We start from the raw sequence: 11076 nt of genomic DNA, 5'->3' as shown, positions 1-11076 counted from the left end.
GGACAGGGCGGGCAGTTCACATTCCAGTTTGTAGAGGGCTGCGCGTCCTGCGCCGACATAGGCCTGCAAGTGCCCCATGGCGTGTCGGGCAACCTCGAAGTTCAGGCCGTCGAGCACGACTAGGATGACATTGTGCTTCATGGGGGCTGGCGCTCCGCAACGATGGACTTGACTCAATATTCCTGGAGCATCTGGGTTCAAGTGTGGGAGGGGGCTTGCCCCCTCCCACATTGGATCTCCAGTGGAGCTCCAATGTGGGAGGCAGGTTTACTTCATCTCTACGATGACTTGCTCGTTCCACAGCTGCGGCAGCTTCTTGGACGTCGCTTCCCACGCATCGGCATCCTTGATCGGCTGCGGGTTGGCCTTGGTGTACTGCTCGCCCGGGATCAGGTTCTTGGCGATGTCGGCCGGCAGTTTCAGGTCGGTTTCAGCGCGGATCGGACGTGCATTGCCTTTCGCCAGGTTGAGCTGGCCGGCATCGCTGAAGATGTACTCGCGGGTCAGCTTGGCGGCGTTCGGGTGCTTGGCGTATTTGTTGATGATGGTGGTGTAGCCGGATTTAACCGAGCCGTCCGATGGGATCAACACCACGTAGTCATCCGGGTTGGCCATCTTGGCCTTGTAGCTCAGGCCGTTGAAGTCCCAGACCACGCCCACTTCGACTTCGCCTTTCTCCATGGTGGCGATGGTCGGGTTGGACAGCGAGAGACGGCCTTGCTGGGCGATCTTGGTGAAGAATTGCAGGCCGGGGGCGATGTTCTTTTCGTCGCCTTTATTGGCGATGGCGGCTGCCAGTACACCGTTGGCCGCTTGTGCCGCGGTGCTTACGTCACCAATGGAGACCTTGTACTTGCCGCTCTGCAGGTCAGCCCAGCTTGTAGGTACTTCAGAGCCGTGCAGCAGCTTCTTGTTGACGATAAACGCGATGGTGCCGGTGTAGGCCAATGCCCAGTGACCGTCTTTGTCTTTAGCCCAATCCGGCACCTGGGCCCAGGTGGACGGTTTGTACGGCTGGGTGACTTCCTGCTTCACCGCGATTGGACCGAACGCCGCGCCGACGTCGCCGATGTCGGCGCTGGCGTTGTCTTTCTCGGCCTTGAACTTGGCGATTTCCTGGGCCGAGCTCATGTCGGTGTCGATGTGCTTTAGGCCGTATTTCGACGCCAGGTCTTCCCAGGTGCCTTTCCAGTTGGCCCAGTCATCGGGCATGCCGACGCTGTTTACAGCGCCTTCTGCCTTAGCGGCAGCTTCCAGGGTTTTTAGATCGGTATCAGCGGCCATGGCGGCGGTGCACATGGCAATAGTCGAGCCTAACAGTGATGCCAGGAAAAGCTGTTTCATCCGAAGCTCCTTTGGGCGTTTTCAACGCGGCGTTTGTTTCGACGGTGTTGTTGGTCTAGGTCAGAGCAATACCTGAGCCAATCTAGACGCGATGGATGACAGTTTCATGTCGATGTCGTTTTCAAAGCGCTGATGTCGCTGCGCGCTGACTTAGCGTAGATCATGCCCAAGTGCCCGTAGGGATTGGACTTGGCCGATGTATTGCAGGGTGTGCTGTGGAAGATGTACACGGACTGTCATCTGTCGGTCATCTGTAATGCCTAGGCTGGCACGCAGTAAGGCAAGCCCGATTACGGAGCGGTTTGTGCACCTCATCGGTGCTGGTCTAGTCCAGATAGGTAACGTTGATGCGAGATGAGGCAATCAAGGCGGTGACCTCCATTGGCCTGGCGCTGCAAGAGCAGATTGACCACGGCCTGTTGCCGCCTGCCAGCAAACTGCCCGCCGAGCGCAAGCTCAGCGAGTTGTTTGGTACCACTCGGATCACGGTGCGGGAAGCCTTGTTACAACTTGAGGCCCAAGGCCAGATCTATCGCGAGGAGCGGCGCGGCTGGTTTGTCTCGCCGCCGCGACTGGCCTACAACCTGATGCAGCGCAGCCATTTTCACGCGATGGTCAGCGATCAGGGGCGCGTGGCGTCCACCGAAGTGATCTCTGCACGGCTGCAACCGGCTTCGGCGGCGGTGTGTGCGTGGTTGCAACTGCCGGCGCTGTCCAGCGTGATCCAGATTTGTCGGGGCCGGCGGATTGATGGGCGCTTGGTGTTGTATGTGGAGCACTACCTGAACCCGCAGTATTTTCCGGGGATTCTGGACTGCGATTTGAATCAGTCGATGACCGAACTGTATGCGCGCAAGTACGACCTGCACTACGGGCGCGTACGCTTTGAAATCGTGCCGACGTCACTGCCGGTCGAAGCCGCCGCCGCATTACGCGTGTCGGTGGGCAGCCCAGGCTTGCGGATCGCCCGGGTCAACTATGACCAGCACCAGCGTTTGATCGACTGCGACCTGGAGTTCTGGCGGCACGATGCCATCCACGTCGGCGTGGATGTGGTCTGAGACATGTAGTGAGCGGGCTTGCCCCGCGCTGGGTGGTGAAGCCGCCCCAACCGAGCCCCCCTCAGGGTGTCAGGTGCACCGCGGTGTCGGGTTTTGGGGCGGCTTCGCCACCCAGCGCGGGGCAAGCCCGCTCACTACAACAATTCTATTTAGATGTTAGGGTGTGAGCGCCTTGATCACCTGGTCCACATTGGTTTCCAGCTCTGTCACCGGCTCCGCACCGTCGACATTCAGCACCAGCAACTGCGAACCGCCGGCTGCAACCGCGGCCTTGACCGCCTCACTCGGCTGGCGATGATGCAGCACCACTGCGACGTCGTTGTCCTTCAACTCGGCACTGAATGCCTGCAACGCCTCGGGCGTCCAATCGGCGTCAGGCCGTGCGTCGGTGCTGAGCACTTCCAGGTTTAAACCGCTGACCAGGTACGCGAAGTGATCACTCAAGCTGACCACGCTCAGGTTATCCGCCTTGGCCAGTCGCGCCTCGCTGTCGGCGGTGAGCTTGAGCAGGCGTTGCTTGAGGGTGGCGAGGTTGGCGTCGATCTTCGGCTTGGCGGTGGGCGCCAGGCGGCTCAGGTCGGCGGCCAGCACATCGGCCATGCGGCCCATATTGTTGCTCGACTGCCACGGCTGGCTGTTCAGGCCATCGGTGACACCTGGCTGCACCGCGATGCCCGGCAAACCGCCATCCACCGGGCGGGCGGCGTCGACTTCAACGATGCGGATATTGCTGCGTCGCGCCACCGGGTACAGCGGGTCATCAGCCCAGAGCGAGCGCAGGCCGATGGCGGCGTCGGCGTCCAGCGCCAACGTGCTCAGGGCCTGCGCGCCGCGGCCGGTGAAGTAGGACACCTGGCGCGAACCGGGCAAGTTGGCCGGAGCGGCTCGCTCCAATTGCACGTCGGTGCCTTTGAGCAGCACGTCAGCGAGGCCGTAGGTGATCGGCAGCGAGGCCAGCACTTTGACCGGTTTTGCCGCGTGGGCAGCGGGTTTGGCGGCTTCGGTCGCCATCAATGGCGTAGTGAATAAGCAGGCGATGGCCAGGGCCAGGGGGTGAAGAACGGAGCGCATTATCCAAGGTTCCCTTTGAGGCTGGGCACGGTGCCGCGCGCGATGGCGGCCAGGGCGAAGGCAATACCGGCGACCAGAATGATGGCGGCACCGGAGGGGATCGGCAGGTCGAAGATGATCGGCAGCAGGATGCCGCACAGGGTGCTGACGGTGGCGATCACCACCGACACCCAGAAGAAGCCTTTGAGCGACTGGCTCAACAGGCGCGCCGCGGCGGCAGGTATCACCAACAGGGCCCCCACCAGAATCGCGCCGATCACCTTGACCGCCGCGACGGTGATCAGCGTCACCAGGATCACGAACAGGTAATCCAGGGTCTTGACCGCCACGCCGCGCACTGCCGCCAGTTGCGGGTTGAAGCTGGCGAGCATGATGCGGTTGTACAAGGGCAGCGCCAGGGCCATCACCAGCGCGCCGACAATTGCCAGCACCGCCAGATCGTTGCCATTGACCGTCAGCACTGAGCCAAACAGCACGTTTTCCAGGATATGCACGTTGATCTTGCCGGCCAGGATCAGCAACAGGCTCGCCCCCAATGCCAGCGACACCGACAGGAACACGCCGATCAAGGTATCCGGCGCCAAGCCCGTGCGGTTGCGCAGGTAGTTGAGCAGGATGCCGAACAACAGGCAGTAGCCGAACAGGCTGCCGTAGGGCCCGGTGTAGGGTTCGCCGAGCAGAATGCCCACGGCGACGCCGGTCAGCGCGGCGTGGCCGACCGCTTCGGAGAAAAACGCGAAGCGCTTGACCACCACCAGCGTGCCCAGGCCGCCCAGCACCGGGCCGATCAGCAGACCGGCGAGCAGGGCGTTGACCACAAAACCGTAGGCCAGCGCCTCCGGCAGGTAACCGGAAGAGGCCCAGCCCTGGACCATCAAGCGAAAGGCTTCATAACTCATTGCGCCGGGCTCCGAGGGTGGGTGGAGAACAGGGTCAGCAGGCGGTCCGGGGTCAGCGCCTCCTTGGGCGTGGCGTCGAACAGCACACGGCGGTTGAGACCGGTGACGCGGTCGGCCAGGCGGCCCACGGCTTCCAGGTCGTGCTCGATCCACAGCACGGTGATCCCGGCCAGGCGCCAGTCATTGAGCAGGCGTTCGAACACCTGGATACCGGCTTCGTCGAGGGCCGACATCGGTTCATCCAGTACCAGCAGGTGCGGCGCCGGGATCAGCCCCTGGGCCAGCAACACGCGCTGACGCTCACCGCCAGATAACGCGCCCATGCGGCGCTTGCGTTTGTCCTGCATGCCGACTCGCTCCAGCGCCTCGCCAATAGCACCGGCGTACTGCTTGGACAGGCCGAGAAACGCCGGGCGTCGCTGGCACATGGCAGCCATGAAGTCATCGACGGTCATCGGCAGCCCGCGATCGAACTCCAAGGCCTGGGGCACATAACCGATGGTGCCGGGCGTGGTCGGCCAGTGCAGGCTCAACGTGCCCTGATGCGGGGTTTGCCCCAGCAATGTCTTGATCAGCGAGCTTTTCCCGCCGCCGTTCGGTCCGACCAGCGCATGAATGCTGCCCGGCTGTACCTGGAAACTCACGTCATTCAGGATCGCGGTGCGACCCAAGGTCAGGGAGACCTTATCGAACTCAAGCGTCGGGCCGACGCTGACCGCCTTCAGTTGTTCCGCCGCCGTCATGCGCCCGACTCCTGAATCGCCCGCACCACGGTATTAAGGTTGCCGGTCATTTCCACTTCGTACTTCTCGGCGCTGTATTCGCCGTAGGAAATATGCGACAGCGGGTACAGCTTGACCCCGGATTCACGCTGGATGGTGTCGACGTAGGTGGACGGGAAGTCCATCTCCGAGAAGATCACCTTCACGTCCAGAGCGCGCAGTTCATCGATGGTTTTCTTCAACTGGCTGGGGCTGGGCTCGATGCCGTGGGCCGGTTCGACCACGGCGGTGACTTCCAGGCCGAATTCGCGCAGCAGGTAGTCGTAGGCGGCGTGTACGGTGGCCACGCGCAGGTCCGGGTTGGGGGCGCTGGTCAACTTGGCCAGGGCATCGGCGCGCATCTGGCGCAGGCGCTTGCCGTAGGCGCGGGCGTTCTGGGTGTAGGCCTTGGCGTTGTCCGGGTCGAGCTTGCCCAGTTCGCGGGCGATGTTATTGACCTGGGCAATCGACGCGCTGATCGACAGGAAGGTATGCGGGTTGACCACCTTGCCCGCACCGCGTGCGGCGTTGCCGGTAGCGGCCAGCAGTGGCACGTTGGCGTTGGCCTCGATCACCGGGATGTCCGGGCGTTCGCTGGTGGCGATCATGCGGTCGGCGAAATCATCATGGCCGACGCCGTTGAGCACGATCACGTCCAGGGTGCCGATGCGCTTGATGTCTTCGGCGCGCGGCTCGTAGGCATGCGGGTTGAAACCGGCCGGAATCAGCGGCACCACCTCGGCTTTGTCGCCGACGATGTTGGCCACGTAGCTGTAATAAGGGTGCAGGGTGATGCCGATTCGCAGGCGTTTACTCGCTTCGGCATTGGCGAGCGGGGCGAGCATCAGGCTGAACAGGCCAACCAGCAACAGGCGCAACAGGGGGGATGAAGTAGACATGGGCAATCGGTCTTCTCGTTCAGTGACGGTGCTGGCGGGTGACGCCGGCATCGAATTGCGCGACCACCTGCTGCCAGCCGGCTGCGATCAGCGCCTGGTCAGAGAGGTCGGAAGGGGCGGCGAGGTTGGCTTGGCGGTTGAGCCAGATATCCGGCTCGGCACCGTGCACGCGCATCAGCAGCGAGCCGCTGGTACCCGACGCCTGGCTCAAGCCCAGGTAGGCCGAGGGTGCCAGCAATTGCCAACGATGATCACCACGGCTGACCGAGCTGGCGTCCTGGGCGAACGGCGCGAAGCCTTCTTCGGCCAGTTGCGCCGGGCTGGGCAGCGCGCTTTGCTCTTGCTGCAACAGCTGGATCTCGTCCAGGGTCACCCGCAGGTCGGCGTAGATGCCTTGCTCGGCGGCGCTCAGGTCGCGACGGGCGTCCAATTGATGGCTGGGGACGGCCGCCACTTCCTGGGACTCACCGTGCAGCGCGATCACCGAACCCGCCACCGCCAGGATGATCAGGCACAACAACAGCACGTAGAGGGTTTCGTGACCGGCACCTGCGGGGCGTACAACCTGTGTGGTACTCATTGTGGCTGGATATCCGCTTGGTCGATTTCCACCACGTGGCCGGGGCCTGCATCAAACAACACATAGAACTCGGCGGACGGCTTCTTGAAGGTCAGCGTGGAGTCCTCGCCAAGCTTGCCGGGCAGCAGGATGGTTTCGTCGTAGCCGATCACATCCAGGGTCACGCCGGGCGCGCCGCTGCCGTCGGAGAAGCCTCCCTTGCACTGGATCTGCTCGCCGGGGATTTCCTTGCACTCGCACATCGGGTTGTGGGCCAGGGCGACGGTACTGAAGCCGGCGCTCAGCAACAGCACGCCGCAGGCGCGGGTCAGGCGCATCAAAGTCATGGTTTAACTCCTTGCTTGTTCAGCCAGGCAATAGTGGCAGGCGAGGCCTGGCTCAACGGGATGGAACCCTGGTGCATGCTGCCGTCCCAGCCTTCCATGGTGATCCAGACTTCAGCGTCGGCTGGCGTGCGTTCCGGAATCGGCAGGGCGGCGCCCATGCGGTATGGCGTGCCGAAGAAGATCACCCCGGCGGCCCGCAGGCTGCGCGGTTTGCCGATACGCAGGTAGGTGGCCTTGACCTGGTTGGCGCAGGTGTCGCACAGGGATGCGTTGAAAAACTTCATCGGGCCGGCCGGGTCGGGGCTCGGGCCTTCATCGCGAAATTCCGCGAGGGTCAGGCTCCAGGGCCCGACCTGCACCTCGCCGGCCACGCGCTCGCCGATGCCGGCATCGCCGCGAAACAGCGCCGCATCGGCGAAGTACTTGGGCATGAAGCCCAGGGGCACCAGCAACAGCAGCACATTGATATGGAAGCGCCATTTCAGCCAGAAGGCGCGCAACGGCGAAGGCGGTACAGCAGCGACCTTGCTCATCGGTGGGCCTCCGAGGTTTCAGCCTGCATGGCCGGGATGGCAACGGGCTTGTGTTGGGCCTTGGCTTCACGCTTGAGCGCATTGAGCGTTGCCAGGGCGGTGCGCTTGGTCCAGATCAGCAGGCCACTCAACACCATCATGCTCAGTACCAGGCCAAAAAATGCCCAGATCAGCTTGATCCACAGGCCACCGAAGTCGCCGGTGTGCAGGGGGCGCATGGATTCGGTGACGAACTCCAGGGTGGTGCGGTCGGAGAGCAGGTGCGAGACGGCGATTTCACCGTTATAGGGGTTCAGTTGCGCGGTCTGGAACATCAGCGGGTACCAACCGCGCCCGCCAATCTGCAGATGGCTGTAGGCGTTGAGCGGCAGGAACGCGAACGTTGCATCCAGGCCCGGAATGCGTTGGGTCGCGATCTTGATGGCGTCGTCGAGCGGGATCATGGGCGCCGGTACGCCAGGGGCGGAAGTCGGCACTTTCTCGCGGGCAATCACCGGGACAATCGGCTCGCTGGAGATGGAGATCTGGTTGTCCCCCAGGAATGCCTGGATCAGGAACCAAGTGCCGGTAATCGAGATAACCGCGATAAACCAGATCGACCAGATGCCGCTCAGGCGGTGGAAGTCGCCCCAGAAGATCCGCGCTCCGTGGCGGATACGCAGGGTCGGCCGGAAAAAACCTTTCCAGAACCGCTTGTACACCACCAGCCCGGTGACCAGTGACGCCAACAACGGCAAGCCGAGGAAGGACACCAGGTACCAGCCCCAGCTATAGCCGTTGGTAAACGGCACCAGCCACCAGCCGTGCAGCGCGCGCGTGAATTGCTGGAAGTTGAACGCCGGGCTGATGCCCTGGATCGCGCCGGTGTAGGGGTTGGCGTAAGCCTCGACCGAACGCCCGTCGGGGTAGCTCAGGCCGACGCTGAGTGCAAAGTGCGATTCGTCGGGGCGGATGATCGAGCGGACGATCACCTGGGGCTCGTCACGCTTGATCGCGGCGATCACCTGGTCAAAGCTCAGCGGTTCGGCGTCATCCGACGGTTTGCTCGCACGGATATCCGGGTTGGCCAGCCAGACGATCTCCTGGCTGACCACCGCCAGGGTGCCGGTGACGCAGACGATCAGTACAAAGAACCAGATGGGCAATGCCAGCCAGCTATGCACGAGAAACCAGAGTTTGGAGCGCGACTTCTTCGACATGTGAATGAGGGTCTTGATCGGAGGGGGGCAGTGAAGGCCCGAAAAAGGCCAGTCGTAGCTTTTGCTGACGCGACAGGCTGTATCTAAGTTAAGACGGATGAGAATGAGAAATCCCTAAGGCGTATATGAAAGAAAATGTTTCAGGTTCACATTCAGGGCGCTTTAACGCCTCGATCGAACACGAAACATGTTCCAAGCCATCACCCTGGCGGCATTGATGGGGCGGGGCGGCTGCGTAGGATGGGCGCATGCCGTTGAGCGAGCGCCTACAAAAGTGAGCCCAGGAACATGACTGCCAGAACCCTCTACGACAAACACATCGATTCCCACACGGTGTGTGCCCTGGATGACCAGGGCCATGTCCTGCTTTATATAGATCGCCAGGTGATCAACGAGTACACCAGCCCCCAGGCCTTCAGCGGCTTGCGTGAGGCCGGGCGCAACGTTTGGCGCCCGGGCACGGCGCTGGCGGTGGTCGACCATGTGAACCCGACTACGCCCAAGCGCATCGCGGCGATGCCGGATGCCGGCGGCGCGCGGCAAGTGTCTTACCTGGCGGAGAATTGCCGCGACTTCGGCATCGAACTGCTGGACATCCTCGACAAGCGCCAAGGCATCGAACACGTGGTCGCCCCGGAACAGGGCTTTATCCTGCCGGGCATGGTGATTGCCGCCGGCGACAGCCACACCACCACGTACGGGGCCCTGGGGGCCTTCGGTTTTGGCATCGGTACCTCGGAAATCGAACACCTGCTGGCTTCCCAGACCCTGGTCTACAAGCGCCTGAAAACCATGCGCGTGAGCGTATACGGCGACCTGGCGCCAGGCCTGACGTCCAAGGACGTGATCATGGCGCTGATCGGCAAGATCGGCGCCTCGGGTGCCACCGGTTATGCCATTGAGTTTTGCGGCGCCACTGTCGATGCGCTGAGCGTCGAGGCGCGCATGACCCTCTGCAACATGGCGGTGGAAGCCGGGGCGCGCGGCGCGTTCATGGCGCCGGACGAAAAAGTCTTCGCCTACCTCAAGGGCAAGCCGCGCGCGCCACACGGCGCGCTGTGGGAGCAGGCGCTGGTGGGCTGGCGCTTGCTGCACTCGGATGCCAACGCGGTCTTCGACCAAGAGGTGCAACTCGACGTCGCCACCCTGGAACCCATGGTCACCTGGGGCACCAGCCCCGACCAAGTCGCACCCATTGGCGCCCGCGTGCCCGACCCGCAGGAGGTCAGCGACCTGATCCTGCGCCAGGACATGCGCCGCGCCCTCCGCTACATGGGCCTGGAAGCCGGCATGCCGTTGAGCGATATCGTCATCAGCCATGCGTTTATCGGCTCCTGCACCAACGCCCGCATCGAAGACCTGCGCGACGCCGCCCGCGTGGTGCGCGGCAAGCAGGTGGCCGAGCACGTACGGGCGATGATCGTGCCGGGCTCCACCGAAGTGCGTGACCAGGCTGAAGCCGAAGGGTTGGCAGCGATTTTTATCGACGCCGGCTTTGAATGGCGCCAGTCCGGCTGCTCGATGTGCCTGGCGATGAACGACGATGTGCTGGCCCCCGGCGATCGCTGCGCCTCCAGCACCAACCGCAACTTCGAAGGCCGCCAGGGCGCGGGCGCACGCACCCACCTGATGAGCCCGGCGATGGTTGCCGCTGCCGCCATTACCGGCCGCCTCACAGATGTCCGCCACTTTGGAGCACGCCCATGAGCTTGCAACCCTTCACTCTGGTCACCGGCAAGGCCGCGCCGATGCTAGCGGCCAATATCGACACCGATGTGATCATGCCCAAGCAGTTCCTCAAGGGCATTGACCGCAATGGCCTGGACCGGGGGCTGTTCTTCGACCTGCGCTTCTTACCGTCCGGCGAGCCCAACCCCGAGTTCGTGCTGAACCAGCCGGCCTGGCAGGGCGCACGTTTCATGGTGGTAGGGCCGAACTTCGGTTGCGGCTCCAGCCGTGAGCATGCGGTGTGGGGGCTGAAGCAAATGGGCATCCGCGCCTTGATCGGCAGCAGCTTTGCCGGGATCTTCTATGACAATTGCCAGCGTAACGGGGTGTTGTTGATCACCCTGGACGAGGCGGTGTTGCAGTCGTTGGGCAAGGCTGTCAGCCAGGCGGAACAGGCGCTGATCAGTATCGACCTTGAAGTCCAGCAGATCCGCTTGGCGGATGGCCAGGTGATCCCGTTCCAGATCGATACCCTGCGCAAGACGGCGTTGTTGCTTGGCCTGGATGCCATCGGCAGTACGTTACAACGCAGCGAGCAAATCAAAGCGTTCGAACAACGCCACCTGCAAGCCAATCCCTGGCTCAACTGACACACTTAAATCCAAATGTGGGAGGGGGCTTGCCCCCGATGGCGGTGGGTCAGTCAACTTTTGAGTGACTGACACCCTGCAATCG

Annotated in this window: 12 protein-coding genes and 1 pseudogene; 3 read left to right on the top strand and 10 right to left on the bottom strand. The window is 62.8% G+C overall.

Features of this window, described 5'->3' with window-relative positions; translation table 11 throughout:
• Positions 1 to 177 (bottom strand): annotated as a pseudogene (locus K7431_RS30520) (alkaline phosphatase family protein); the annotation flags it as partial.
• 90 nt (positions 178 to 267) lie between these two features.
• A complete protein-coding gene (locus K7431_RS30515; RefSeq protein ID WP_012723285.1) occupies positions 268 to 1344 on the bottom strand; it encodes an ABC transporter substrate-binding protein in 1077 nt (358 codons plus the stop codon).
• 347 nt (positions 1345 to 1691) lie between these two features.
• On the opposite strand from K7431_RS30515, the gene K7431_RS30510 reads away from it, so the two are divergent.
• The gene (locus K7431_RS30510) at positions 1692 to 2405 is read left to right on the top strand and encodes a UTRA domain-containing protein (RefSeq protein WP_043205112.1); all 714 of its coding nucleotides are present in this window, start codon (positions 1692 to 1694) and stop codon (positions 2403 to 2405) included.
• Positions 2406 to 2561: 156 nt separating this feature from the next.
• Here the strand turns inward: K7431_RS30510 and K7431_RS30505 are convergent, their stop codons facing one another.
• Genes K7431_RS30505 through K7431_RS30470 form a run of 8 tightly spaced genes read right to left on the bottom strand, consistent with a single transcriptional unit; the run spans position 2562 to position 8673 of the window.
• The gene (locus K7431_RS30505; protein ID WP_012723287.1) at positions 2562 to 3476 is read right to left on the bottom strand and encodes a metal ABC transporter solute-binding protein, Zn/Mn family; all 915 of its coding nucleotides are present in this window, start codon (positions 3474 to 3476) and stop codon (positions 2562 to 2564) included.
• Positions 3476 to 4375: a metal ABC transporter permease gene (locus K7431_RS30500; protein WP_012723288.1), complete on the bottom strand. Its 900-nt coding sequence runs from the start codon at positions 4373 to 4375 to the stop codon at positions 3476 to 3478. The genes K7431_RS30505 and K7431_RS30500 overlap by 1 nt, the downstream gene beginning before the upstream one ends.
• A complete protein-coding gene (locus K7431_RS30495; RefSeq protein ID WP_012723289.1) occupies positions 4372 to 5118 on the bottom strand; it encodes a metal ABC transporter ATP-binding protein in 747 nt (248 codons plus the stop codon). The genes K7431_RS30500 and K7431_RS30495 overlap by 4 nt, the downstream gene beginning before the upstream one ends.
• On the bottom strand, positions 5115 to 6035 hold the full coding sequence (locus K7431_RS30490) for a metal ABC transporter substrate-binding protein (protein WP_012723290.1): 921 nt from the start codon (positions 6033 to 6035) through the stop codon (positions 5115 to 5117). The genes K7431_RS30495 and K7431_RS30490 overlap by 4 nt, the downstream gene beginning before the upstream one ends.
• A 19-nt stretch (positions 6036 to 6054) precedes the next feature.
• Positions 6055 to 6615, bottom strand: coding sequence for a DUF6162 family protein (locus K7431_RS30485; RefSeq protein ID WP_012723291.1), 561 nt, complete (start codon positions 6613 to 6615; stop codon positions 6055 to 6057).
• A complete protein-coding gene (locus K7431_RS30480) occupies positions 6612 to 6941 on the bottom strand; it encodes a hypothetical protein (protein WP_012723292.1) in 330 nt (109 codons plus the stop codon). Before K7431_RS30480 ends, K7431_RS30485 begins: the two co-directional genes overlap by 4 nt.
• On the bottom strand, positions 6938 to 7474 hold the full coding sequence (locus tag K7431_RS30475) for a hypothetical protein (protein ID WP_012723293.1): 537 nt from the start codon (positions 7472 to 7474) through the stop codon (positions 6938 to 6940). The genes K7431_RS30480 and K7431_RS30475 overlap by 4 nt, the downstream gene beginning before the upstream one ends.
• Positions 7471 to 8673 carry a PepSY-associated TM helix domain-containing protein gene (locus tag K7431_RS30470; protein ID WP_012723294.1) on the bottom strand — a complete coding sequence of 401 codons (1203 nt, stop codon included), beginning with the start codon at positions 8671 to 8673 and terminating at the stop codon, positions 7471 to 7473. Before K7431_RS30470 ends, K7431_RS30475 begins: the two co-directional genes overlap by 4 nt.
• Before the next feature lie 288 nt (positions 8674 to 8961).
• Here K7431_RS30470 and leuC point away from each other — a divergent pair, with 288 nt between their 5' ends.
• The gene (gene leuC / locus K7431_RS30465) at positions 8962 to 10380 is read left to right on the top strand and encodes a 3-isopropylmalate dehydratase large subunit (protein WP_012723295.1); all 1419 of its coding nucleotides are present in this window, start codon (positions 8962 to 8964) and stop codon (positions 10378 to 10380) included.
• A complete protein-coding gene (leuD, locus tag K7431_RS30460; RefSeq protein WP_012723296.1) occupies positions 10377 to 10991 on the top strand; it encodes a 3-isopropylmalate dehydratase small subunit in 615 nt (204 codons plus the stop codon). The genes leuC and leuD overlap by 4 nt, the downstream gene beginning before the upstream one ends.
• Positions 10992 to 11076: the final 85 nt, after the last annotated feature.

The sequence above is a fragment of the Pseudomonas fluorescens group sp. genome (assembly GCF_020093335.1).
In the GTDB taxonomy this organism is placed as follows: domain Bacteria; phylum Pseudomonadota; class Gammaproteobacteria; order Pseudomonadales; family Pseudomonadaceae; genus Aquipseudomonas; species Aquipseudomonas petroselini.
Note: the sequence above shows the minus strand (reverse complement) of the source record. Positions and strands in the feature narration are given on the sequence as shown.

Bases quoted from the DNA above. Each gene is read 5' to 3' on its own strand.
- K7431_RS30515 (WP_012723285.1), bottom strand. From the start codon at position 1,344: ATGAAACAGCTTTTCCTGGCATCACTGTTAGGCTCGACTATTGCCATG.
- K7431_RS30510 (WP_043205112.1), top strand. From the start codon at position 1,692: ATGCGAGATGAGGCAATCAAGGCGGTGACCTCCATTGGCCTGGCGCTG.
- K7431_RS30505 (WP_012723287.1), bottom strand. From the start codon at position 3,476: ATGCGCTCCGTTCTTCACCCCCTGGCCCTGGCCATCGCCTGCTTATTC.
- K7431_RS30500 (WP_012723288.1), bottom strand. From the start codon at position 4,375: ATGAGTTATGAAGCCTTTCGCTTGATGGTCCAGGGCTGGGCCTCTTCC.
- K7431_RS30495 (WP_012723289.1), bottom strand. From the start codon at position 5,118: ATGACGGCGGCGGAACAACTGAAGGCGGTCAGCGTCGGCCCGACGCTT.
- K7431_RS30490 (WP_012723290.1), bottom strand. From the start codon at position 6,035: ATGTCTACTTCATCCCCCCTGTTGCGCCTGTTGCTGGTTGGCCTGTTC.
- K7431_RS30485 (WP_012723291.1), bottom strand. From the start codon at position 6,615: ATGAGTACCACACAGGTTGTACGCCCCGCAGGTGCCGGTCACGAAACC.
- K7431_RS30480 (WP_012723292.1), bottom strand. From the start codon at position 6,941: ATGACTTTGATGCGCCTGACCCGCGCCTGCGGCGTGCTGTTGCTGAGC.
- K7431_RS30475 (WP_012723293.1), bottom strand. From the start codon at position 7,474: ATGAGCAAGGTCGCTGCTGTACCGCCTTCGCCGTTGCGCGCCTTCTGG.
- K7431_RS30470 (WP_012723294.1), bottom strand. From the start codon at position 8,673: ATGTCGAAGAAGTCGCGCTCCAAACTCTGGTTTCTCGTGCATAGCTGG.
- leuC (WP_012723295.1), top strand. From the start codon at position 8,962: ATGACTGCCAGAACCCTCTACGACAAACACATCGATTCCCACACGGTG.
- leuD (WP_012723296.1), top strand. From the start codon at position 10,377: ATGAGCTTGCAACCCTTCACTCTGGTCACCGGCAAGGCCGCGCCGATG.